This is a genomic window from Psychrilyobacter atlanticus DSM 19335, assembly GCF_000426625.1.
GTDB lineage: Bacteria > Fusobacteriota > Fusobacteriia > Fusobacteriales > Fusobacteriaceae > Psychrilyobacter > Psychrilyobacter atlanticus.
This window is the reverse complement of the sequence record NZ_KE384547.1, coordinates 550877-575391: the sequence shown is the minus strand read 5'-3', so window position 1 is coordinate 575391 and position 24515 is coordinate 550877. Positions and strand designations below refer to the sequence as shown.

The following is a 24515-nucleotide window of genomic DNA, read 5'->3' as shown; positions in this document are numbered from 1 at the left end:
TAAATATCATACTCTTTTATAATATTCTATTATTATATTCTTCTCTGGTTATGATCCCTTTATCGAATAGTTCTTCCAAAGATTTTTCCATTGTTACCATCCCAAATCTAGCTCCTGTTTGTAGGGCAGACGGTATCTGATGAATTTTTCCTTCCCTTATAAGGTTTCCTACAGCTGGTGTCCCAACCAATATCTCTAAAGCTACTCTTCGACCAGTTCCATCTTTTAGTGGAACCAACTGCTGAGCTATTACTCCCCTTAAAGAAGTGGAAAGCTGAGATCTGATCTGTCCCTGTCTCTCTTTCGGGAACACATCTATTATTCTATCTATTGTTTTAGCCGCACTATTTGTATGAAGAGTTCCAAAAACTAGATGACCTGTCTCAGCTGCCGTTATTGCAGCCTCTACAGTTTCTAAATCTCTCATCTCTCCTACAAGAATTACATCTGGATCTTGTCTGAGGATATATTTTAATGCTGTTTTAAATGAAGCCGTATCCGACCTGATCTCCCTCTGTTCTACCACACTTTTCTTGTGGGGATGCAGGTATTCTATAGGATCTTCTATCGTAATTATGTGATGTGCTTTTTCACCATTAATCTTATCTATCATAGCTGCCAAAGTAGTTGATTTACCACTACCTGTAGGTCCTGTTACCAACACTAATCCATTTTTATACTCTGTAAATTGTTTTAGGGTTCCTGGTAATTTTAACTGTTCGAAGGAAGGAATTTCCGTATTCAAAACTCTGACAGTTATCCCGATTGTTCCCCTCTGCATATGGATATTTACTCTGTACCTTCCAAGACCTGATACTCCAAAAGCAAAATCATATTCATGGTGTTCTTTAAACTCTATATATTGATCTTCTGACAGAATCGTTTTAGCTAGATCCTCTAAATTTCGAGGAACCATCTTATCAAAATCACCTGTGTCTAACAGTTCTCCGTTTATTCTTATCATAGGTGGTCTACCTACTACAAAATGAACATCTGACCCTCCAACTTCTTTAGCTTTCTCTAAAACTTTTCTTAATTCCATAAAATCTCCCCTGTTTTATTTGATTATATATTGTTCGTAAAATTCAGCGTTATCCTCTGCCAAGCCTATAAAAACAGCATTATTTTTTAAAATTATTTTTCTTGATCCCTCATTGTCAGAAGCACAGGAAACTCTTATCTCTCTTAGCCCTAGTTCTTTAGCTTTTTCTATTCCCAGGTATAATATATTAGTTCCATATCCTAAAAATCTTTTTTTAGGAGGTATATCATAACCTACATTTCCATGAACAGGTATAATCTCATGCCTTATCTTTATCATCCCTCTAATTTCTTTCTCTTTTTCATCTACAAGCCAATATTCAGTCGTAGCAACATCGCCTTCAGGCAGATTTCTTCCGTTTCTTATTTCCTCTAACCTTTTTAAATAACCGTCAAAATTATTCATTGCATCCATATATGAATAATACAGAAGTTCATCTTCTTTCTGATAATCAAGTATTATCTCTTTAAATTGTTTTTCAAGTTTTTTTACAGGTAATATTAATTTTATACCTATCACCCCCTAAATTTTATTTTAATCCTTTTAAAACCACTAATATTATAAATCAAACAACTTAGCCACCAATCAACACTAATACTCACTAATTAGAGAAAATCCTCTATACTCTAAGTAGTGCATTCATCTGCGTAATTTGCGGTTCAATTTTTTAAATTGATGAATATTGGTATCTAAATAAATATCTATTATTAACTGTAATTAAAAACAAGGAACAAAATTCCTTGTTTTCATCATTAAAACACTATTCTTTTTATTCTATAGTTCTTCAAAATATCCTTTAAATTTATAGGTATGGATTTTCTTTAGCCAAATGATTTTGAACGTAATCCTTTACTCCCTCTTCTAAAGTATGGAATTTTTCTGTATAACCAACTGACTTTAATTTTTTCATCTCTGCACAAGTATAATATTGGTATCTTCCTCTAAGGTCTTCCGGCATAGGTACATAGTCTATAACTTTAGATTCCTCCAATGAATAGTCATCTGCACCTGCTCTTATTGCATTTAACGCAAGATCTTTAAAGCTTCTGGCGATTCCAGTTCCTATATTATAGATTCCTGATTTATCCTCACTCTCTATAAAGAACTTTAATACCTTTACTACATCTTTTATATAAACGAAGTCCCTTAACTGACCTCCATCTTCATATTCAGCCTTATGAGATTTAAATAATTTTACAAGTCCATCTTTTTTATATTGGTTGAATGCGTGAAATACCATAGATGCCATTCTGTCTTTATGGTATTCCTGAGGTCCATATACATTAAAAAACTTTATTCCAACCCATTGTTTAGGAGTTTCCTCCTGCTTAAATGCCCAGTCATCAAAGAATTTTTTAGAGTATCCATATTTATTCAATGGTTTTAATTTTTTTAATTCCTCTGGAGTTACATCATCATCATAACCTAACTCTCCTAACCCATAAGTAGCAGCAGAAGAAGCATAGATATAATTAATATCTCTTTTTGTACAAAATTTCCATAATTTTTTTGTATATTCATAGTTATTATCCATCAAAAAATCCATATCTGCTTCAGTAGTTGCAGAACATGCACCCATATGGACTACCGCTGTTATTTTTGCTGCATTTTCCTGAACAGCCAGCCAGTCAAATAGATCGTTTTTGTGGACCCAGTCATAATAATCTCTATCCCTTATATTTAACCACTTATCTTCTTTTTCTAATTCTCCAGATAAGATAATATCATTTCTCCCGCCTTCATTTAATTCCCAAGTTAGTGCACTGGCAATAAACCCGCATGCTCCTGTTATTAATATCATATTCCTAAACCTCCAATTATTTTAGTTTTAGATTTTTTTATAACCTAATTTTAACATAATTATATGTGGATGAGCAAGAAAACTCCTTTATTTTCAACCTAATTTTAAAAAATATAATTTTTTAAAAAAGCACCATTTAATCTTTCTTTATCCTCTGTACAATTGTAGAAAAAGTGATCATTAATAGAAAAGACATTAGAAGTATTGAATGTTTGACACAGTATATTTAATATGCTAGTATTACTTAAAGATGTTTATAATCAACATAATTTAGGAGGGGTTTTAATGAGTAAAGTTATATATACCGATGAAACTAGTTTCGATACAGTTATCCAAGATGGGATTGTTTTAGTTGATTTTTATGCTGACTGGTGTGGTCCTTGCAAGATGTTAGCTCCAATTTTAGATGAATTATCTGAAGAAGTTAGTGCTAAGATCGTTAAAGTGAATGTAGATGATAACCCAGGATTATCTCAAAAATATGGTGTTAGAAGTATACCTACTATGATAGCTTTTAAAAATGGAGAAGCTGTCGATCAAATAATCGGATTAGTTCAAAAAAGTGCTTTAAGTGAAAAATTAAATTCATATTAAGAGTGAGGGTCTTCGGACCCTTTTTTTTATCCTAAAAAATCAGTCCAAGCTAATTTTATTAAGGATTTAAAAGATTATAGACTTTTAAATTGAAATTTAGTTTCTTACATTTGAAATTGTAAAAAACTATGCTATAATTTAATAATTATAATAGGAAAATTTTGCTTGAAACTAGGGGAGACATGATGATATGAAAAATTCAAACTCAAAAACCCTTGCTATCCTCCTATTTTGTGTTGTTCAAATATCCTTTGGTGCAAAAGAACCGGGATTTGGAAATGACCTAAATAAGGCGGCCTCAGCAGGGCTTTTTTCAACTGTAAACGATATAAGTAAAGTTAATTCCTCCAGTGATGGAGCTGCGATCTCTAGCGAAAGCTTAGTTATCGATACAAAGAACGATACCTTAACAGCTGATGGTGGGGTAAAATTTAAGTACCAAGGCTTAAAACTACAAGCCTTTGGTTTCAAAAGAGATAAGGACTCAAATATAGTTACGGCTACTGGAGATGTCAGAATAGAGATGGGAGATGGTTCTAATCAGGCCAGAATTGATTCCCAAAAAACTCTCCTTTCATTGGACAGTAGTACCTTAAAATACTATGACAGCATTTCCTATATGGAAGTAGGTGCTGTAACAGGTGCCGAAGCTCCTAACGATAGGATATACTTTGGTGGAGAAGTAGGAGAATATAATGAAGAAGCATTCACCCTGAAAAATGCCTGGTTTACTACTGATTTTAGCATCTTAGAAACTGGGGATTATAAAAAGGGCGGATATTATCTTGAGACTAAAAAATTAAAGATAGTCCCAGATAATAAGGCTGAATTTCAAGATATAGACCTATATATAAGTGGTCATAAGGTAGGCTGGTTCCCTTGGTATGCAGTCAATATAAGACAAGGTTCCAAAGTACCTCTTTTCCCTGTCTGGGGAGATAAAACCGATTATGGATTTCACATATCCAGTGGTGTAAACTACGGAGATAATAACAGTAAATACTTTAAAGGTGGTATAGCTCCTAAGTTCGCTGATCAATTAGGGTTACTAGTTGGAAGATTTGAAAACTGGTATGATCTAGGAGATTATGGAAAAGGTCTAGTTACTGCTGATGACCTATTGGTAGTAAAAAAAGACAGTTCTGTCGATGACAGGTGGGATCTAGCTGCCAATCATGAATATAAAAATGATAACGGTTATTTAAAATTAGGACTTCAAAGTACAACTGTAAATAAGATAAGTGCTTTAGAAGATTATAGAGACGATTTAGAAAGAGATGGTTACTATGATGACAAAGAAAGAAACGATGGGGAATCCATTAATTTTATCACCTTGGATTCTGAATTTAAAAATATAGGTGAAAGAAATGATATTACCCTTCACTCTAAAGTTAAGATGTTAGCTGGAGGAGAAGATGCATACAGACAATTAGTTGATGACCGAATGGATGACGCCTCTTTTGGTTCTCAGCTAGACCATAAACTATATACTGATCTTGGTTTTACTAAAGATAACGACGATTATATGATTTCTGCCTACTATGACTACCTAAAAGATTTGGATCCTGGTTCTACATCTAAGGAAGACGATAATCAGTCTAGACGTGAAAATTTTGGATTTGCATTCAACCTAAAGGAAGCTAAGATAGATTTTGCCTACGACCATGAAAGCGGGGATAAACTGAGAAAACTCAGATCCTGGGAGCGTAGTCCTGACTTAGAGGACATCACAAAACTTCAGGGTGGAAGTATAAACTATGTTCCTTGGTCTGTATATGAATACGATAAAGATGACAGCGATAAGATCAAATTACACCTTGGAGAATACGATCTCGGCAGCAGCGGAGCAACCTATAAGGTGAAGTTTGACAGTCTCAGGTCTGAAAAGGAATTAAATTTAGACAATGATCCCTTCAGAGAAGCAAGTGGTTCAAATAATCCTGATTTCAACAAAAGAGATCAGCAATATAACAAGGAAGAGAATATTATCTACAGTAAAAGTAGTGAAGATAAGGTTGCTACTGAATTTTTCTATGAACAATATAGGTTAGAACTTACCTTCGGAAAGACCAAAGACGAGTTTTGGGACAGAGAAGGAATATATAATTATAATGAGGTAGCAGAAAATGATGCCTATAATATCTATATCAATGAATCGGATTTTGCTCAAATCGAGCTGGAAGACAAAAGACTTAACTTAGGTTACCTAGGTGAAGTGGGATTGAAGTATAATCTAAGATATGATAGTTATACCAAAGGGTATGATTCCTATACTGGTGATAACAGCGGGGGAGACTCATCTCTACGGCATCAGATGGATTTCAATCATAAAGTTACCATCTTAGATAATACCAACAACCATTTTAGAGATATAGACCTCAAATTAAACAACGAATTCCATTATTTTGGTCAGCTTTACTCCTACGATAATGGAAGCCGTAATGGTGACTCTACATATAATGGACAAGTTAGGTTGAAAAATAAGGATAGCGTAAATGAATTCAAAGATAAGGTTACATTAGATCTTGGAAATACTACAACTATCTATACTGCTGGTTATAAACAGAGTAATGACGGCTTTGACAGAGGTGTAAAAAGAGGAGACCTCTTTACCAACAACATAGACTTTTTAGTCAATGATGAGAAAAAGTTAAATTTATACTATGATTTGGACAAAAGATACACCCGTGGAGAACTTACGCCTAGTGGCTATGCCTTTGATGATGAATATAATGACCTTACCAGCAATAAATTTGGTGGTAGTTACTATATAAATGAAAATTATAGGTTCTATTATGGTCATGAAAAAATTGATTATACCCTAATGGAATCTCAAAATATTCCTAGTACCGATCCAAATTATAATTATGACGCAAATGAAAAGGTATCGGAAAGTACATATGGAATTGAGATCAAAGATGACCTGGATGTGTACAACCTTACCTATACCCATGCCTCCGATGAAAGAATAGACAATAACTCAGAAACTTTTAATGTTAAAAACGACATCATCGGTGCCAGTTATCTAAATGGAGGAGAGGTGGAACACTTCTATCGTGCTACCTATGGTATCTATAAGTATGGGCCGTCAAAAGATTTAAAGAATTTTTCTTCAGATCAGGTTTCATTCAGATATGAATACAGGGATAAAAGGTTTACCGATGAGGAGCTTAGAAGTTATGCTGCAGCTGAGTATAACAAAGAAAAATTAGAGATCACTCCTGCCGAGATAAGTCGGGTAAAACAAATTTTAAATGAGAGAAATGATAACCAATTGGACTTTAGCCTTAATTCTATAATGTTTGAGGAGATGAATCGTCCAGAATATAAAAAATACTTCACCCTTTCCCTTATGGCAAAGGTACACCGTGAAGCCTACAGCCAAAGTAATGACTTCTTCGGAAGTTTAAAGGAATTAGAGGGAGATGTTTACGGTTCCTATAAAAGATTTGGTCTGGGATATACATATCGTGAAGAAGCTAATTTTAACAACAACTACGATAGAAACCTTACCAAACAGGAACACGAATTCAGAATGCGAGCCGGTATAGGAAAACCCAGCCAGGGATGGAACATAAAATTATCCTATAAAACTGAACTTAACGATGAAGATGAATATGGTGTTTATCTTGGGAAAGAAATGGGATACTATGAATGGTCTGTGGGATACACCAAAGATTACGACAGAAATACAGGATCATATGATGATCGTTTAGCTGTTCAATTTACTCTCCTTACATTCCCAACAAATCCTCTCTTCGGAATCGGATACAAGGATAAAGATGGAAGTATGACTCCTAACTTATGGCTTGGTAGTGGAGTAGAAGTAGATGAACCAAAGAAATAATACACCTTTTGACATATTGAACAAAATATGTTAGAATTTCCAGATAATAATAATATTTCAGTAGGAGCTTAGACTATGAGATTACTTACCACCACAACGGATACTTTTATTTAGGATTTGTAAATATACAGATCTTATTTCCTTTGTAAAAATATAAGTTTTGTATCTGTCTGGAATGAAAAAATATTTAACCCATCTAGATATGATCTAGGTGGGTTCTTTTTTTAGAAAAAAATTAAATTATATAAAAAAATTGAGGAGTGATGTAAAGATGATTAAGATAACTTTACCAAGCGGGGATATCAAAGAATTTGATGCTCCAGTAAACATGTTTCAAATTGCCAAAAGTATAAGTAACTCACTAGCTAAAAATGCTGTAGCAGCAAAGGTCGATGGAAAATTAGTAGATATGACTACAATGGCTTCAGAAGACGCTGCTGTAGAACTTATCATGCCTAACAGTGAAGAGGGAATAGAGATAATTAGACATTCCACTGCACATCTTATGGCTCAAGCTGTAATCAGACTTTTCCCTGAAACTAAAGTAGCTATAGGGCCGTCTATAGAATACGGATTCTACTACGACTTCGACCCTAAAGAACAATTTACAGAGGAAGACTTAGCTAAAATTGAAGCTGAGATGAAAAAACTAGTTAAGGAAGACATTAAGATAACTAAAGAAAATATCTCTAAAGAAGATGCAATAGCAAAGTTTAAAGAAGCAGGAGAGGACTACAAAGTAGAGATCATTACTGATATTGCAGTAGGAGCTCTTACTCTATATTCTCAAGGTGAATTTACAGACCTATGTCTTGGACCTCATGTACCTTCTACTAGATATTTAAAATCATTTAAACTTATGTCAGTAGCTGGAGCTTACTGGAGAGGAGATTCTTCTAACAAGATGTTACAAAGAATCTATGGTATAGCTTTTGATTCAGATAAAGCATTAAAACTACACCTAAAATTCTTAGAAGAAGCTGAAAAAAGAGATCATAGAAAATTAGGTAAAGAGTTAGACCTATTCTTCATGAGTGAATATGGTCCAGGATTCCCATTCTGGTTACCAAAAGGAATGGAATTAAGAAATGTATTAGAAGACCTTTGGAAATCAGAGCATAGAAATGCCGGATATCAAGAAGTTAGAACTCCTATCATGCTTAATAAAGAGTTATGGGAAACTTCTGGCCACTGGTTTAACTATAAAGAAAACATGTATCTTTCTGAGATAGATAAACATGAATTTGCTATAAAACCTATGAACTGTCCTGGAAGTGTTTTAGTATACAAACACGGATTACATTCTTATAAGGATTTCCCTATTAGAATGGGTGAATTAGGTATCGTACATAGACATGAATTCTCTGGTGCATTACACGGATTATTCAGAGTTAGAAACTTCACACAGGACGACGCTCATATCTTTATGACTCCAGACCAAATTGAAGAAGAGATCATAGGAGTTATCAACTTGATCGACAAATTCTACAATAAATTATTTGGATTCGAATACCATATCGAACTATCTACTAAACCTGAAAAGGCTATTGGATCCGACGATATATGGGATAAAGCTGAATCAGCACTAGAAGGAGCTATGAAAAAAATTGGATTAGATTATAAATTAAATCCAGGAGATGGAGCATTTTATGGTCCTAAGTTAGACTTCAAAATCAAAGATTGTTTAGGTAGAGAATGGCAATGTGGAACTATCCAACTTGACTTTAATCTTCCAGAAAGATTTGATATGAACTATATTGGAGAAGATGGAGAAAAGCATAGACCAGTTATGGTCCATAGAGTAGTTTATGGTTCAGTTGAAAGATTTATCGGAATCTTAATCGAACATTTTGCAGGTGCATTCCCATTATGGTTAGCTCCTACACAAATAAAATTACTTACTCTAAATGATGAAGTAGTTCCATATGCTAAGGAAGTTATGGCTGAATTAGCTAAAGTTGGGATCAGATGTGAGTTAGATGACAGAGCAGAAAAAATAGGATATAAGATCAGAGAAGCTAATGGTAAATTCAAGATTCCTGTTCAATTAATCTTAGGAAAATCTGAAGCTGAAGCTAATGAAGTAAATGTAAGAAGATTTGGTTCAAAAGATCAAGAAACTATGAAATTAAACGACTTTATTTCTATGATCGTAGAGGAAGCTAAAGTAAAATTTGATAACTAATATATAATATAAAAGCTAGAAAATCTATGATTTTCTAGCTTTTTTTATTATCTAAATTTCATAAAACTTTTTTTATCTAACTCATAAACTTTTATTTTCTGTAAACTTTTCAAAGTTTTTATTGATATTTCTTCAATTTTTGTATGTTTCATATTGTTATTTATCATTACTCTTCCTGAATTTGGATTTTCAACTATGTGCCTGGCACTTAGTTTTTCAAACCCTACCTCATTAAAAAGGTAATCCATCATTAGATTTAAAGCATTTGTCATTATTTTTTTATCCCAAAATTTTGATCCTAAACAATACCCTATTTCTCCTACTTTCTCATCTAAATCCTGCTTTACTAAATCAATACTTCCCACTACTTCATCGTCTATCTCTATTGCCCATCTGTATCCTGTATCACTATATTCAGTTATCCACGATGTCAGAAGTTCTTTTGTTAATTTAATATCTTTATGGGGATCCCATGTTATATATTCTGTTACTTTTTCATCATTACAATAATTTTTAAACATACCATATTCATCACCTAACTTAAATTTCCTTAAAATAAAATTTTCATGTATTAAAGTTTTAGTTCCTAAATTTTTCATTTCCCCTCCCCCTTTTCTTTTTCAAGAGTATATAACATTTTATAAAAAAAAGCTAATTCCTATTATAGAAATTAGCTTTTTTTTATTATCTATTTTTCCCATTCAGCTGTCATTTTTAATCTTTTTATCCCTTTTTTTATGGATCTGGCTTTAAACATACTGATTCCTCTTATCTCCATCAATTCCTCTTCTGTCAATTCCAATATTTTAGATAAGATTTCATATTTACCAATTATTTTCTCAGTATCTTTTTTTGTGATTCTTGTTATCTTATTTAAGATTCTGTACCCTTTGGTATCTAATTCCATATCAAAGGTAGCCGCTGACCTACCGTATCCTAGTGCCCCTGCTATATTTTCTGATTCTAGAAGTTCCAGATCTCCTAGCCCAAGCAGTCTTTCCTTTACTTCTGCTGCTCCAAATTCATCATCCCCTGGATTTATATAATCTCTGATGAAGTTTTCTTCCTCTTTTAGAACTCCCTTAAATAGTTCCTCCAATTGAATCTCTAAAAATTTTCCCTCTGACCCTAATTCTATTATCGAATGTTCCACTTCTACCCTTATTCTTACCAGCATCTCAAACCTTTGAAGAACGGTCACAACCTCTGAAAGTGTTACCATCCCGTCAAATTCTAAAAGAGTTATATTTTGCAATGCTCTATCAAGCACATGTTTATACCTCTCAAAAGTTTTCATTGCCTGACTGGCCTCAATCATTATATCAGCCAGGTTTTTTACCTTATATCTAAAATCTCCCTTATAGAGGGTAATCCGATTTCTTCTTTCTGAGATGGCTATAACTAAATTATCTGTCTGCCTGGCTACCCTTTGAGCAGTTCTATGTCTAGTCCCACTCTCATTGGTTTTAAATGATTTATCCGGCTGTAAATGTACGTTGGCATATTTAATCTTCCCAGCACTACCGTCTAAAATAATGGCTCCATCCATCTTGGATAACTCATGAAGTCTTTGAGGGGTAAATCTGCAGTTTAATTCAAATCCACCATCTATCAGATCGCCTAAAGTATCATTGGCATCCAAAACTACTAAAGCACCGGTTCCGGCATCTAAAATATTGTCTAACCCTTCTCTAAATACTGTTCCAGGGGTTACCTGAGAAAATACTTTCTTTAAATTCTGCTCCATAATCACCTCATCCTCTCTGCAAGTTCTGCTAAATTTTTTAAATATATCATCTTTAAATTATAACTATTATGTTCAATTTCTTTCTTATTAGAATGAGGCAGATACACACCTGAAAAACCAAGTTTTTCCAACTCTTTCAGCCTCTTATCTACAAAGGATACCTTTCTTATTTCTCCACGCAAACCAAGTTCTCCCAGAGCTGCTATTTTTTGACTAACCTCTATCCCTTTAGTTATAGAGATCATTGCCATTACTACTCCTAAATCTGCTGCCCCATCATAGATCTTTATTCCCCCTGGAATATTTACAAAAACATCCTTGGAGGATAAGTTTAACCCTATTTTTTTTTCCATAACAGCGTTGAGTATTTGTATTCTATTTCTGTCAAACCCCTGTACTACCCTCTTTGGAATTCCAAAGGGTGATTCATTCACTAAAGTCTGAACCTCCAATAAAAATATCTTAGTCCCTTCTAATACTGGCACCACTATACTTCCAACATTTTTTTCATCTCGTTCACTGAGAAAAAATTCCGAAGGATTTTTTACTTCTACCATTCCTTTTTCTTCCATATTAAATATTCCAAGTTCATTGGTCGATCCAAATCTATTTTTTAGACTTCGTAAAATCCTATAAAATAGTCCCTCTTCTCCCTCAAACTGCAATACTGAATCTACCATATGCTCCAATAGTTTAGGTCCTGCTACCTTTCCATCTTTGGTGATATGTCCTACTAAAAAGAAAGATATATCATGGGTTTTTGCCAGTTCCACTATCTTTAAGGTACATTCTCTTATCTGAGTTGTAGTTCCTGGGATAGAATCAAAGTTTGAGCTGTATAAAGTCTGAATGGAATCTACCACTACCACCTTAGGTTTCTTCCTAATAACATAATCATAGATAGATTCCATCTCTGTCTCCGACATGATAGATATATTGTTTCCAGATAAACCCAACCTGTCTCCCCTATGTTTTACCTGAGATGGTGATTCCTCACCAGATATATATAGTACCTCTCCATACTGTGAATACTGATCTACCGCTTGCAGAAGCAGGGTCGATTTTCCTATTCCTGGGTTACCTGTCAAAAGAACTACAGCTCCCTTTACAAGACCTCCCCCCAGTACCCTGTCAAACTCATTAAATTTTGTAGTATATCTATAGTTTTTTTCCACTTCTACATCTTTAAAATTAACAACCTTGGTATTTTTAATTTTCTTTTTTACACTGCTTTTAGTAGAAGCACTACTCACTTCTTCCTCTAATGTTCCCCAACTATCACATTCTGGGCATTTCCCCAGCCATTTAGAAGATTCATAGCCACAGTCTGAGCAGATATATATAGTTTTTAATTTAGCCATGAACCCACCCCCTTTATTCTTAATATTTTATAATTATCAAAATCAAGTATAAACCTCTAAAAAATCACTCTACTGAGATCCATCTTTTATCTTTTTTGCTCTTTCTTTTACATCAGCTACTATCTCCGGCGAAATAAATTCATCTATCTTTCCGCCATGGAGTGCTACTTCCCTTACCAGGCTGGCACTGAGGTATAAACTTTCCCTTGATCCAGGTAAGAATATTGTTTCCACCTGATTATCTGAAAGAGATTTATTTGTAAGAGCCAGTTGGAGTTCATATTCATAATCCGAAACTGCCCGTAACCCTCTCACTACAATATTAGCCTTATTTTGTAAAACAAAATCTACCAACAATCCATCAAAAGTCTTTACTTCTATATTATCAAATTCCGATAAACATTTTTCAACCAATGCTTTTCTTTCCTCTAAATTGAACCAATATTTTTTATTGTGGCTGTTCAAAATTCCCACTATCAATTTATTTGAAAACTTACTGGCACGCTTTATAATATCCAAATGTCCCTTAGTTATAGGGTCAAAACTTCCTGCACATACTGCTACTATTTTTTTCATCTTACATCTCCATTACTATCTCATAGTCATTATTGTTTTTTTCTTCATTTTTCTTATTTTTTTTCAGGATAAATTCCTTTTTACGTAATTTTAAATAGCCTTTTATAAATTCAATATAAGCCTCACAAATGAAGTTGTATAACTCCACACTTGTTGTCAGTTTTATCAATTTAATATCGCTATCTTCTGCTATTTCCCTTATCTCTCTCATTATATCTAGGATTATACTCTCTTTCGATTTCACTGTTCCTGTTCCGTCACAGCATGGACAAGGTTTTTGGTAGTACTTAGCCAGGGGGCTCCCCTGTCTTTTTCTTGTCATCTCTACTAAACCAAGGTCTGTAAAATGAATGATATTATTTTTTATCCTATCCTTTTTCAAACTTTCTTCCAGTACTTCCACTACTTTCAGCTTGTCCTTCTCAACCTTCATATCTATAAAATCTATGATAATAATACCACTCAAATTTCTCAGTCTCAGCTGTATTGCAATCTCTCTTGCCGCTTCGATATTAGTTTCCACTACAGTATCTTCTAGGTTCATTACCCCTGTATTTCTACCTGTATTTACATCTATACTTATGAGAGCTTCTGTCTTTTGGATGATCAAGTATCCCCCGCAATCCAGCCATACCTTTTCATTTAAAGCAGTCTCCAATCCCCTAGTTACATTGTAGTGATCAAATATATGAAGGGAACTTTGAAATAATTTTACCTTGGTTTTAAATGTATTGTCCGAAAAGGCCTTAACATAGTCTACTATCTCCCAGTACTTCTCCTCATCATCTATTATTAATTCGTCTATCTGATTGGAAAAGACATCCCTTACAGTTCTTGTGACCATATCATTATCCTGGTATAGAACCTCTCCTACCTTACTTTTTTTAAACCTATTTTCTATATTTTTCCATTTTTTTACTAAATATTCAACCTCTTTTTCAAAATGAAGATTATTTTTATCTTTAGCTGCAGTCCTTATAATAACACCCATCTCTTTGGGTTTTATATTATCTATAAGGGTTTCTAACCTCTCTCTCTCTTGGGTATCCTTTATCTTTTGAGAGATAGCAATATGACTATCATTTGGCATCAATACTAGATATTTCCCCGGTATAGTGTAATGAGTAGTTACACGGGCACCCTTGTCACCTCTAGGTTCCTTCACTATCTGAACTATTATTTCATCTCCTACACTCAAGATGTCTTCTATAGGTCTATTGCTGTTTTCTACACCATTCAGGTATTTTTCCTCAAATTCACGCAGATCCCGGACATGCAAAAAAGCATTTTTTTCTAAGCCAATATCCAAAAATGCTGATTCCATTCCAGGTAATACATTAGCTACTCTAGCCTTATATATATTCCCATTTATTCGATTTTGTTCGTTCCTTTGTATAAAAAATTCTGTAAGTTTTTCCCCTTCTACAAGAGCTGCTCTCTCCTCAAAATCACTTATACTTATTATTATTTGATTCATAATATACCACTCTCTAAAATTTTATTTAAGATTTCTTCCCTAGTATATTCTATCCTATTTACTACTACTTTTTCCAGCGATAAACTATTATCAATCTTTATAGTCATCTTCTTTCCAAAAAACAACTTATTCTTTTTTTTCATCCCCACTATTTTAGAGATATTTTTTTCATGGGTAACTATATCCAAAGTTTCTGTATTTAAAGACCTTAAAAATCTCCCATAGATCTCTGTTTCAATAGTTTCTTTAAAAGCTGGGTGAAAAGGTCCTGCTTTAATTACTCCCTCTTCACATAGATCATCAGAAGGTTGTAATCCCACTCTGATTATATTTATATTATTCAGTTCAAATAAAATCATGATCGGTAACACTCTGACAATAGATTCTTCTAGCTCCATAGGGCTATATTCCTTATCATAATACATTTTTTCCAACTTCGTATTATTTATAACCAATGTCGGATATATCCTAACCATATCTGGTTTTATCTTCACTACCTTTTTTGCTGTATCGAGATCTATCTCATTAGTAGATCCAGGCAATCCAGGCATTACTTGTATTCCTAATTTAAAACCATAATTTTTTATTAAAGTAGATGCCGCTTCTACTATATCAGATTTATAACCTCTTTCTGACTTAGCCAAGACCTCATCATCTAGAGACTGGACTCCTAATTCTATAGTTGTAACACCATATTTCAAAAGGAGGTCCAATATCTTTTCATTAATATAATCAGGTCTTGTAGATAATCTAATCCCATCTACAAGGCCTCTATCGATATATGGTTTAACTGTAGCTAAATAGCCTTCCTGTATCCTCTTGTCAATTCCTGTAAAGGTTCCACCAAAAAAAGCTACTTCTTTTTCTGAATCTTTTGGTAGAATCTCTAAATATTCTTCTATTATTTCCTCAATATCAGAACATGTGACATCAGTTTCCCTGCCATTTATTTTTACTTGATTACAAAATACACAGGTATGGGGACATCCAAAATGACTAATAAATATCGGAATATTATAATGTTTCAATGTATTTTATTCCCAAACTGTCACAGGCATGTTTCGCGGCTTTCTGCTCTGCTGTTTTTTTATTTCTTCCCTCTCCTGAACCCACTAATTTTTTATTCATAAATACACCTATCTTAAAAAATTTAGCATGATCTGGCCCATCTTCACCTATAAGTTCATAGGTAGGTACTTCCTTATATTTTCTTTGGCTGTATTCTTGTAGTGCTGTTTTAAAATCTATCAACTCATCATTTTCATAGATATGCTCTATCTCATAAACTAGGTGAGATAACCCGTATTTTCTAGCTGTCTCTAAATCTGAATCTAGATAGATAGCTCCTAATACCGACTCAAATACATCTCCTAAAATTGAAGATCTATCTCTTCCACCAGTAACTTCCTCTCCCTTGCTTAGGAATAGGTATTTACCTAATTTTAATTTTCTTGATATTTTTGCCAATACCGGTTCACTTACTACCATTGATTTTAATTTAGCTAAGTCACCCTCTGAGGATTCTTTAAAATTTTTATATAAATATTCAGTAACGACAAGATCTAGAACTGCGTCTCCTAACAGTTCTAGTCTCTCGTTGCTTATTTTTTTATATTCCTTATTTTCATTTCCATAAGATCTATGAAGTAAGGCATGTTTTAAAAGTTTTTCATCCTTAAAAGTGTGACCTAGAATTTTTTCTAATTCCAAGTATTTTTTCATTTTCCCACCCTTAGTATATTATTTTTAGTTCTCGTATTTTTTCATAACTATTACTGCGTTATGTCCACCAAATCCTAATGATGTAGACATTCCTACTCTTATTTCCTTGTTTCTAGCTTCGTTTGGAACGTAATCTAAATCACATTCTTCATCTGGATTCTCATAGTTGATAGTTGGAGGCATTATTCCTTCATCTATTCCTAATGCTAATATTACACCTTCAATTCCACCTGCTGCTCCAAGTGCATGACCTGTAGACCCCTTAGTAGATGATACTGCTAATTCTTTAGCATGATCTCCAAAAACAGTCTTTATAGCTGCTGTTTCCAATCTGTCATTAGCTGGTGTAGAAGTTCCATGTGCGTTGATGTAGTCAACTGTATTCTTATCTATATTTCCTTGCTTTAAAGCCATCTCAATAGCTCTTGCTGCTCCCTCTCCACCTGGTCCAGGGGAAGTGATATGATGTGCGTCACAAGTTTCTCCATATCCTACCATCTCGGCATATATCTTTGCTCCACGGGCTTTAGCCTGCTCTAATTCTTCTAAGATTAAGATTCCTGACCCCTCTCCCATTACAAATCCATCTCTATCCACGTTAAATGGTCTAGATGCTTTTAAAGGTTCATCGTTTCTAGTAGATAATGCTTTCATGTTAGCAAAACCTGTGATTGCAAATTCTGTGATACAAGCTTCAGTTCCACCAGCTATCATAGTATCCACTTTTCCATATTTTATCATCTCAAAAGCGTCTCCGATTGAGTGAGTTCCAGCAGCACATGCTGTTACTATAGTTTTATTCGGTCCCTTAGCACCAGTATATATCCCTACATTTCCAGAAGCCATATTAGCTATCATTGCAGGTATTGTAAATGGTGATACTCTTCTAGCACCTTTGTTTAATAAAGTTTTATGTTGGTTTTCAAAAACTTCCATTCCACCAATTCCAGAACTAACAATAGTTCCTACAGAAGTTGCATTTTCTTCAGTTATCTCAAACTTCGCATCTTCTAAAGCCATCTTAGCTGCTGCTATGGCAAATTGTGTATTTCTAGCTAATTTCTTAACTTCTTTTTTTTCGATCCCAAAATCTGTAGGATTGAAGTCAGTTACTTCTCCTGCTATCTTTACCGATGTATTTTCAGTATCAAAACTCTCTATTCTCTTTATTCCGCACTCTCCAGCTTTTATTTTAGCCCAAGATTTTTCTACCCCTGTTCCTAGTGCAGTTATCATTCCTACCCCAGTAATTACAACTCTTCTCATTTCTTCACCTCATAATATTTAAGTTTTTTAAATAACTACCTCTAAATTGTAGCTTCCTACCAATTGTTGATTTTCTATTATCACATCTAATCTACAGACAGTTTTTTAAATAAAGAGCAACATAATGCTGCCTCTAGTTAACTATAAATTTTAATTTTATAACTTCTTAAAAATAAAAAATAATAGGGGATATAACTCCCCTATCTATAATCTTTTATTTAGTCGCTTCTACGAAGTTAACTACGTCTTGAACAGTTTTGATCTTTTCAGCATCTGCATCAGGAATTTCGATATCGAATTCTTCTTCGAATGCCATGATTAATTCAACTGTATCTAATGAATCTGCTCCTAAATCGTCGATGAAGTTCGCCTCTAAAGTTACTTGATCCGCGTCTACACCTAATTGATCTACTATTACTTCTTTAATTTTATCTAACATAATTTTTCCTCCTTGAATTTTAAGTTTACTATATATAATAATAACAAATTTTATACATTTTTTCAACCTTTAAAAGGTTTTATTGCATTATCATTCCACCGTTTACACTTAGGGTTTGACCTGTTATGTATGATGATAAATCCGATGCTAAAAATAACACTGCGTTAGCTACATCTGCTGGAGTTCCCATTGTTTCTAAAGGAACATTTCTCATCATCATTTCTTTAGCTTCCGGGCTTAAAACATCAGTCATTTCTGATTGAATATATCCTGGAGCTATAGCGTTTACTCTTACACTTCTTTTCGCAGCTTCTCTCGCTAAAGATTTAGTCATTCCAATTAATCCTGCTTTTGAAGCCGAGTAGTTCACTTGACCTGCGTTACCCATAAGTCCTACTACTGAAGCCATGTTGATTATGCTTCCTGTTCTTTGTTTAGTCATTGTTCTATAAAATGCTTGAGTCGTGTTGAAAGCACCCTTTAAGTTGATATCAATAACTAGATCAAAATCAATTTCCTTCATTCTCATGAATAATCCATCTCTTGTGATTCCGGCATTGTTTACCAATACATCCACTCTTCCAAATTTTTCCATTGTAGCTTTAGCTAATGCTACACAACTTTCAGAATTTGTAACATTACTTTCAACAAATAATGTTTCTACATTGTATTTTTCAGCTATTTCTTTAGCTGTAGCTTCTCCTGCTTCCACTAATATATCTGTAATTACGATATTGGCTCCTGCTTCTGCTAATTTTTCAGCAACAGATTTACCTATCCCTCTACTTGATCCAGTAATTACCGCAACTTTACCTTTTAAATTAATCATTCTACAAATACCTCCTCAATTGTTTTTCTAACTAATCTTTTCAATACTTTCTAGAAACAACTCTAGTACCCCTTAATTATAAAGGTTTTATATTGATTCGACATTCACCACTTCTAAAGTTTTATCTATCTTTCTAACTAATCCTTTCAATACTTTTCCAGGACCAATCTCGTAGAATTTAGTTACTCCAGTGTCTCTTAATTTTTCAATTATTTCAACCCATCTTACAGGACCAAAAGTTTGGTGGTATAATTCTTCCTTTATTTTTTCAGCATCTTTTAAAAACTCTACTCCTGTATTAGATAATACTTCAATATTTCCTTCTTTAAAGTTAAATTTATCAAAGTCAGCTTTTAATTTATCTCCTGCAGGTTTCATGAGTGATGAATGGAATGGTCCAGATACAGCTAATACCATAGCTCTTCTAGCACCTGCTTCCTTTAATTCTTCACACGCTGTATCAATAGCATCTTTTGATCCTGCTATTACAGTCTGCTTAGGCTCATTGTAGTTTACAGCTTCTACTATTCCATCTATATTTTTACAGATTTCCTCAATCTTAGCTGATTCCAGTCCTATGATAGCTGCCATAGTTCCATCTACTTCTCCTGAAACTTCATTCATAATCTCCCCTCTAAGGGCAGTTAATCTTACTGTATCAAAAGTAGATAATACGTTAGCAGCTCCTAAGGCTGAATATTCACCCAATGAATGTCCTGCCACGTAGTCTGCTTCTATTCCACTGTCCTTTAATAACTTAGTCAATACCAATGACATAGTTACTATGGCAGGTTGTGTATATTTTGTTTGTTTTAATTTCTCCTCAGGTCCATTAAACATAGTTTCTTTTAGATCTAATTCTAAGCTCTCAAAAATTTCATCGAAATATTTTTTAGCCATCTCATTTGTTTCGTATAATTCTTTACCCATTCCAACATATTGTGTTCCTTGTCCTGGATATATAAACGCTATTTTCGACATAATCCCTCCTCTATTCATAACACCTGTAATTTATATCATATAACACCTGTTATGTCAAATTTTGTATGATTAATAAGCCCATTTCATAACACATGATGCATACGTTAATCCAGCTCCAAAGCCTACTAATGCTATATTATCACCTTTTTTAATCATTCCTTTTTCCACTGCTTCTCCCAATGCTAAACCAACAGAAGCCGCTGAAGTATTTCCGTATTTATCTAAATTAATCACAAACTTTTCCGCTGGAAACCCTAACCTTTTTGCTGCTGAATTTATAATTCTCATATTAGCTTGATGAGGTACAATCAATTCTAATTCATCTATATTTATACCTGTGTTTGCCAATACTTTTTCCACTGCCCCAGGCATTGCTTTTACAGCAAATTTAAAAACTTCCGGCCCTTTCATCTTAAGGTAGTGAGATCTATTATCTACTGTTTCATGAGTTGAAGGAGTTCTAGATCCACCTGCTGGGATAACCAATACATCATCCAAGTCTCCGTCAGCACCTAGGTGAGAACCTATGATCCCATAGTCTTCTTCTACCTCTCCTAACACTGCTGCTGCTGCTCCATCGCCAAACAACACACAGGTATTTCTGTCTTCCCAATCTAAAATCCTAGAGAATACTTCTGCACCTATTACCAACACTTTTTTATACATACCAGTAGCTATAAAGTTTCCTCCAGCTTCTAATCCATATACAAAACCACTACAAGCCGCACCTAAATCAAAAGCTGCTGCATGGTGTGCACCTAATCTTTTTTGTAATATAGCCGATACAGACGGAGTAAAATAGTCCGGTGTCATCGTAGCCACCACTATTAGATCTAAGTCTTCCGCTTTTGTATTAGATGACTCCAAAGCCTTTACCGCTGCATTATAGGCAAGATCTGAGGTAGCTTCATTTTCCGCAGCTATCCTTCTCTCTTTTATACCTGTCATTTTTTGTATCCACGCATCTGAAGTATCTACTATTTTTTCCAAATCAAAATTTGTCATTATCTTTTCAGGGACATAGGTTCCTATTCCCAATATTCCAAAACTTTTAATAGTTTTCATTTTTTCCTCCAATTACCTTTTTTAAACTTTCTATAAAGTTGTTTTCTGCAAATTTATTCCCAACTAAGATAGCATTTTTTATAGCTTTTGAATCTGAGTTCCCATGCGCCTTTATAGATATCCCATTAAGTCCCATGAATAATGCTCCTCCATATTCCGATGAATCAGATTGTTTCTTCATCTCTTTGAATACAGAACTCATAAGTAATGCTCCTATTTTTGCCAAAAGACTTTTATGCACACCGTCTTTTATGATATTTTTCATAAAATGAACCGTTCCCTCTGCTGTCTTTAGAACTATATTTCCTGTAAATCCATCTGTTACCACTACATCTACAGTTCCGTTGGTCATCTCACGAGTTTCTATATTCCCGCAAAAATTTATATTTTTGTTTTCTTTCAATAGGTAGAATGCAGATTTAGTAAGTTCATTTCCCTTACCATCTTCCTCTCCTATATTAAGTAATCCAACTCTAGGACTTTCTATATTCAATAATACCTTAGCATATTCGTTTGCCATAGTGGCAAATTGATCCAGGTACTCCGGCTTACAATCAGCGTTTGCTCCTGCATCAAGCAGTACTATATGTTTATTATCGTTTGCCGGGAATACCGTTGTTATAGCAGGTCTCAGAACCCCTTTAATCCTCTTTAACTTCAATTGACTTGCAGTCATAAGAGCCCCTGTGTTTCCAGCTGATATACAAGCTGTTGCTTCCCCATTTTTTACCATCTCTAAAGCCACATTCATAGATGCATCTTTTTTAGCTCTTACAGCTACTGTAGGAGATGTCTTTTCATCCATTTCTATTACTTCTGTCGCGTTCTTTATCTTTATTCTATCCTCATCATAACTATACTTTAATAGTTCCTGTTTTATAAGTTCTTCCTTCCCTACAAGGATCACACGGATATTTTTATTTTCACCGATAGCTTCCACTGCACCCTTTACTGTTTCTAAGGGAGCATAGTCACCACCCATAGCGTCTAATGCTATTTTCAATATTCTCACCCCTTTTCTTACTTCTAACTCTATCCTACCATATTTTTTCATTTTTTTTCCCTTGTTTTTTCGCTTTATCATTTATTTTTATATAAAAAAAAGGTAAGAATACTCTTACCTTTTTTCTCAAAGATTATTCAGCTTCGTTAGTTAAAACTTGCTTACCTTTGTAACTTCCACATTCTAAACATACTCTGTGAGGTCTCTTTGGAGCTCCACAGTTAGAACACGTAGCTAAGTTAGTTCCTTTTAAAGCGTGGTGCGATCTTCTCATGTTTTTCTTAGCTTTTGATGTTTTCTTCTTAGGTACTGCCATTATATTCCCCTCCTAACTTTTATTTTAATTATAATAAATTATTAATTCTTTAAGTCCAGTAGCTTTTGCCATCTGGAGTCTATACCACTGTCACGATATTTTTCTAGTTCTTCTAACCCACCACATTCTGGTTCACAGGCTGGAAATTGAGGCATATCCAAAATAATATAATCTCTTACTAAAGAACTTATATCCACCTCGCCATCAACTAACTCTTCTACCATGTCATCTAATACTTGTGCTTCCTTACCTAGAGATTCGATATACTCATCATAATCTTTAGTTTCTTTGTAATCTCCGAAAAATTCTCCAGAAACTTTTACTTCAATCTCATCTAAACACCTAACACAATTAGTCTTTACAAAAGCTGTATATTCACCTCTAATGATGACCTCACCTTCAACTAATTCTAATAAGTAATCTACATCTACTTTGGGAACTACTGCTCCTTCTATTAGAATATCTTCTAACGTCTCTGTAAATTGAAATTTAGTTTCTCTTTTCATTTTTAACTGATCAATATTTTTTTTCAAGTCACTTCACCTCTATAATGTTACCTATGCATTATATTAAACTTTCCAATCTTTGTCAAGTAAATTTTCTTAACAAAGGTTTTTATTTTGTCTCATTTTTTAACCCAATAGTTATTCCTGCCAACCTTTTCGGTCTAAACTTAGTTTACTAAAAATAATTTGCAACTAAATTTATTTTAATAAGGTAATTTATTCTATTATAAATGTCCAATCCACCTACTATTATATAACGTATGTTATTTTATTTCAATCAAAATATTTACATTATAGGTCAATTAACGATATAATATATTAAATACCCGTAAAGGGCATCACCAAAGTAGCTATTAGTTTTTTAAATTAAAACATAGAACTTTGCGTTACCCGTAAAGGGCATCACAAATATCCCTAAAATTTATATCCATAAATTAAGAATATTGTGATCAAAATATATTTAAGAGGTGATTTCAATGTCAAATTTAAATAAAACTCCAAGTTCAAACAGACTACATATCTCTATTTTCGGAAAAAGAAATATGGGGAAATCCACACTGATCAATGCAATTACAGGACAAAACCTGGCTATCGTCTCTGATTTTGCAGGAACAACAACTGACCCCATCTATAAAGCTATGGAGATCCTCCCTATCGGACCATGTGTTCTTATAGATACAGCCGGAATAGATGATGTCGGTGCATTAGGAGATCTGCGTATAAAGAAAACTATGGAAGTTGTAAGAAAAACCGATATAGCCCTTATCACAGTTGACTACAATGGGTTTTTAGAATTTGATTACAACATCATCGATATATTAAAGAAAAATAATACTCCATTTATAGTAGTTATAAATAAAGCAGATATAAAAAAACCAAATTCTGATTTTTTAACCGAATTAGAAACTTTAGAATATCCATATATAAATTTATCCGCCGAACAAAAAGACAGGATGGAAGATATGAAGGGACTGATCATACAGCACTCTCCTCAAGAATTCGAAAGTCCTAGTATCTTAGGAGATCTTATAGAGAGTGGTGATCATATTGTTTTAGTTATTCCTATCGATACCGGTATGCCCAAAGGTCGTATAATTCTACCCCAAGTGCAGACCATGAGAGACATCCTAGATAACAGCGGAATCATCCATACTTGTAAAGATACTGAATTACAGGCTACTTTAGACGGGTTAAAGAACCCTCCTAAACTGGTTATTACAGATTCCCAGGCTTTCGAAAGAGTTTCAGCTATAGTTCCAGACAACGTTCTTTTGACTTCATTTTCTATCCTTTTCGCCAGATATAAAGGTGACTTAAGTAAGATGATAGATGGAGCTAAAACGCTTATGTCACTTGAAAATGGAGACAAGTTTTTGGTTTCAGAAGCCTGTACCCATCATGTTCAAAAAGATGATATAGGCAGATATAAGATTCCTAAATGGATAGGTGAGAAGATCAATACCGGAATAGATTTTGATATTGTAGCAGGAAGGGAATACCCTGAAAATTTAAAAGATTATAAATTAGTTATCCATTGCGGAGGATGCACACTAAACAGAAAAGAGATGTTAGGGAGAATAGATATAAGCTATCGTGAAGGAGTTCCAATCTTAAACTATGGTCTGTGTATAGCTGCTCTCTATGGCATCCTAGATAGAGCTCTAAAGCCCTTTCCAGAAGTAAATGAAATATGGAAGTCGAAATAAAAAATCAACCATGGTCATAGTATAGTCTATAGATAAAATTAGGAGAGTATTT

The 24515-nt window shown here is 33.9% G+C and carries 22 protein-coding genes; 4 read left to right on the top strand and 18 right to left on the bottom strand.

Going from position 1 to position 24515, the window contains the following annotated elements; genetic code table 11:
• Positions 1-16: 16 nt before the first annotated feature.
• From K337_RS0103215 to rfaD, 3 genes are all read right to left on the bottom strand, one after another.
• Positions 17-1042, bottom strand: coding sequence for a type IV pilus twitching motility protein PilT (locus tag K337_RS0103215; RefSeq protein ID WP_028855319.1), 1026 nt, complete (start codon positions 1040-1042; stop codon positions 17-19).
• A 15-nt stretch (positions 1043-1057) separates the two neighbouring features.
• Positions 1058-1561, bottom strand: coding sequence for a GNAT family N-acetyltransferase (locus K337_RS17545; protein ID WP_051251581.1), 504 nt, complete (start codon positions 1559-1561; stop codon positions 1058-1060).
• Positions 1562-1844: 283 nt separating this feature from the next.
• The gene (gene rfaD, locus K337_RS0103205) at positions 1845-2843 is read right to left on the bottom strand and encodes an ADP-glyceromanno-heptose 6-epimerase (protein WP_028855318.1); all 999 of its coding nucleotides are present in this window, start codon (positions 2841-2843) and stop codon (positions 1845-1847) included.
• A gap of 285 nt (positions 2844-3128) precedes the next feature.
• Between rfaD and trxA the strand changes: the two genes are divergently transcribed.
• The 3 genes from trxA (at position 3129) to thrS (ending at position 9469) form a co-directional block, all read left to right on the top strand.
• Positions 3129-3437: a thioredoxin gene (gene trxA, locus K337_RS0103200; RefSeq protein WP_028855317.1), complete on the top strand. Its 309-nt coding sequence runs from the start codon at positions 3129-3131 to the stop codon at positions 3435-3437.
• 190 nt (positions 3438-3627) lie between these two features.
• Positions 3628-7284: an LPS-assembly protein LptD gene (locus tag K337_RS0103195; RefSeq protein ID WP_028855316.1), complete on the top strand. Its 3657-nt coding sequence runs from the start codon at positions 3628-3630 to the stop codon at positions 7282-7284.
• Between the two features lie 271 nt (positions 7285-7555).
• Positions 7556-9469, top strand: coding sequence for a threonine--tRNA ligase (thrS, locus tag K337_RS0103190; RefSeq protein WP_037029129.1), 1914 nt, complete (start codon positions 7556-7558; stop codon positions 9467-9469).
• Positions 9470-9516: 47 nt separating this feature from the next.
• On the opposite strand, the gene K337_RS17540 is transcribed toward thrS, so the two are convergent.
• The 15 genes from K337_RS17540 to K337_RS17535 all read right to left on the bottom strand — a co-directional run bounded on the left by K337_RS17540 (position 9517) and on the right by K337_RS17535 (position 22784).
• Positions 9517-10068 (bottom strand): GNAT family N-acetyltransferase, encoded by a 552-nt coding sequence (locus K337_RS17540; RefSeq protein ID WP_051251580.1) that lies wholly within the window; start codon positions 10066-10068, stop codon positions 9517-9519.
• Positions 10069-10157: 89 nt separating this feature from the next.
• Positions 10158-11216, bottom strand: coding sequence for a DNA integrity scanning diadenylate cyclase DisA (gene disA, locus K337_RS0103180; RefSeq protein WP_051251579.1), 1059 nt, complete (start codon positions 11214-11216; stop codon positions 10158-10160).
• Between the two features lie 2 nt (positions 11217-11218).
• On the bottom strand, positions 11219-12577 hold the full coding sequence (gene radA / locus K337_RS0103175) for a DNA repair protein RadA (protein WP_028855313.1): 1359 nt from the start codon (positions 12575-12577) through the stop codon (positions 11219-11221).
• Between the two features lie 69 nt (positions 12578-12646).
• Positions 12647-13153 (bottom strand): pantetheine-phosphate adenylyltransferase, encoded by a 507-nt coding sequence (gene coaD / locus K337_RS0103170; protein ID WP_028855312.1) that lies wholly within the window; start codon positions 13151-13153, stop codon positions 12647-12649.
• Between the two features lies 1 nt (position 13154).
• On the bottom strand, positions 13155-14630 hold the full coding sequence (locus K337_RS0103165; RefSeq protein WP_028855311.1) for an Rne/Rng family ribonuclease: 1476 nt from the start codon (positions 14628-14630) through the stop codon (positions 13155-13157).
• Positions 14627-15658: an elongator complex protein 3 gene (locus K337_RS0103160; RefSeq protein ID WP_028855310.1), complete on the bottom strand. Its 1032-nt coding sequence runs from the start codon at positions 15656-15658 to the stop codon at positions 14627-14629. The genes K337_RS0103165 and K337_RS0103160 overlap by 4 nt, the downstream gene beginning before the upstream one ends.
• Complete coding sequence (gene rnc / locus K337_RS0103155; protein WP_028855309.1) at positions 15645-16352, bottom strand: ribonuclease III; 708 nt, start codon at positions 16350-16352, stop codon at positions 15645-15647. Before rnc ends, K337_RS0103160 begins: the two co-directional genes overlap by 14 nt.
• A 24-nt stretch (positions 16353-16376) precedes the next feature.
• Positions 16377-17618: a beta-ketoacyl-ACP synthase II gene (gene fabF / locus K337_RS0103150; protein WP_028855308.1), complete on the bottom strand. Its 1242-nt coding sequence runs from the start codon at positions 17616-17618 to the stop codon at positions 16377-16379.
• Positions 17619-17832: 214 nt separating this feature from the next.
• Positions 17833-18057, bottom strand: a complete 225-nt coding sequence (locus tag K337_RS0103145) for an acyl carrier protein (protein ID WP_028855307.1) — start codon at positions 18055-18057, stop codon at positions 17833-17835.
• 79 nt (positions 18058-18136) lie between these two features.
• Positions 18137-18886 carry a 3-oxoacyl-[acyl-carrier-protein] reductase gene (gene fabG / locus K337_RS0103140; protein WP_156877298.1) on the bottom strand — a complete coding sequence of 250 codons (750 nt, stop codon included), beginning with the start codon at positions 18884-18886 and terminating at the stop codon, positions 18137-18139.
• Positions 18887-18973: 87 nt separating this feature from the next.
• The gene (gene fabD, locus K337_RS0103135; RefSeq protein WP_028855305.1) at positions 18974-19867 is read right to left on the bottom strand and encodes an ACP S-malonyltransferase; all 894 of its coding nucleotides are present in this window, start codon (positions 19865-19867) and stop codon (positions 18974-18976) included.
• 69 nt (positions 19868-19936) lie between these two features.
• The gene (locus tag K337_RS0103130) at positions 19937-20923 is read right to left on the bottom strand and encodes a beta-ketoacyl-ACP synthase III (RefSeq protein WP_028855304.1); all 987 of its coding nucleotides are present in this window, start codon (positions 20921-20923) and stop codon (positions 19937-19939) included.
• Positions 20919-21935 carry a phosphate acyltransferase PlsX gene (gene plsX, locus K337_RS0103125; protein WP_028855303.1) on the bottom strand — a complete coding sequence of 339 codons (1017 nt, stop codon included), beginning with the start codon at positions 21933-21935 and terminating at the stop codon, positions 20919-20921. Before plsX ends, K337_RS0103130 begins: the two co-directional genes overlap by 5 nt.
• A 133-nt stretch (positions 21936-22068) precedes the next feature.
• Positions 22069-22251, bottom strand: a complete 183-nt coding sequence (gene rpmF, locus K337_RS0103120; protein ID WP_028855302.1) for a 50S ribosomal protein L32 — start codon at positions 22249-22251, stop codon at positions 22069-22071.
• A gap of 41 nt (positions 22252-22292) precedes the next feature.
• Positions 22293-22784, bottom strand: coding sequence for a YceD family protein (locus K337_RS17535; RefSeq protein WP_051251578.1), 492 nt, complete (start codon positions 22782-22784; stop codon positions 22293-22295).
• A gap of 449 nt (positions 22785-23233) precedes the next feature.
• Between K337_RS17535 and hydF the strand changes: the two genes are divergently transcribed.
• A complete protein-coding gene (gene hydF / locus K337_RS0103110; protein WP_028855301.1) occupies positions 23234-24463 on the top strand; it encodes a [FeFe] hydrogenase H-cluster maturation GTPase HydF in 1230 nt (409 codons plus the stop codon).
• Positions 24464-24515: the final 52 nt, after the last annotated feature.

Bases quoted from the DNA above. Each gene is read 5' to 3' on its own strand.
- K337_RS0103215 (WP_028855319.1), bottom strand. From the start codon at position 1,042: ATGGAATTAAGAAAAGTTTTAGAGAAAGCTAAAGAAGTTGGAGGGTCA.
- rfaD (WP_028855318.1), bottom strand. From the start codon at position 2,843: ATGATATTAATAACAGGAGCATGCGGGTTTATTGCCAGTGCACTAACT.
- trxA (WP_028855317.1), top strand. From the start codon at position 3,129: ATGAGTAAAGTTATATATACCGATGAAACTAGTTTCGATACAGTTATC.
- K337_RS0103195 (WP_028855316.1), top strand. From the start codon at position 3,628: ATGAAAAATTCAAACTCAAAAACCCTTGCTATCCTCCTATTTTGTGTT.
- thrS (WP_037029129.1), top strand. From the start codon at position 7,556: ATGATTAAGATAACTTTACCAAGCGGGGATATCAAAGAATTTGATGCT.
- K337_RS17540 (WP_051251580.1), bottom strand. From the start codon at position 10,068: ATGAAAAATTTAGGAACTAAAACTTTAATACATGAAAATTTTATTTTA.
- disA (WP_051251579.1), bottom strand. From the start codon at position 11,216: ATGGAGCAGAATTTAAAGAAAGTATTTTCTCAGGTAACCCCTGGAACA.
- radA (WP_028855313.1), bottom strand. From the start codon at position 12,577: ATGGCTAAATTAAAAACTATATATATCTGCTCAGACTGTGGCTATGAA.
- coaD (WP_028855312.1), bottom strand. From the start codon at position 13,153: ATGAAAAAAATAGTAGCAGTATGTGCAGGAAGTTTTGACCCTATAACT.
- K337_RS0103165 (WP_028855311.1), bottom strand. From the start codon at position 14,630: ATGAATCAAATAATAATAAGTATAAGTGATTTTGAGGAGAGAGCAGCT.
- rnc (WP_028855309.1), bottom strand. From the start codon at position 16,352: ATGAAAAAATACTTGGAATTAGAAAAAATTCTAGGTCACACTTTTAAG.
- fabF (WP_028855308.1), bottom strand. From the start codon at position 17,618: ATGAGAAGAGTTGTAATTACTGGGGTAGGAATGATAACTGCACTAGGA.
- K337_RS0103145 (WP_028855307.1), bottom strand. From the start codon at position 18,057: ATGTTAGATAAAATTAAAGAAGTAATAGTAGATCAATTAGGTGTAGAC.
- fabG (WP_156877298.1), bottom strand. From the start codon at position 18,886: ATGATTAATTTAAAAGGTAAAGTTGCGGTAATTACTGGATCAAGTAGA.
- fabD (WP_028855305.1), bottom strand. From the start codon at position 19,867: ATGTCGAAAATAGCGTTTATATATCCAGGACAAGGAACACAATATGTT.
- rpmF (WP_028855302.1), bottom strand. From the start codon at position 22,251: ATGGCAGTACCTAAGAAGAAAACATCAAAAGCTAAGAAAAACATGAGA.
- hydF (WP_028855301.1), top strand. From the start codon at position 23,234: ATGTCAAATTTAAATAAAACTCCAAGTTCAAACAGACTACATATCTCT.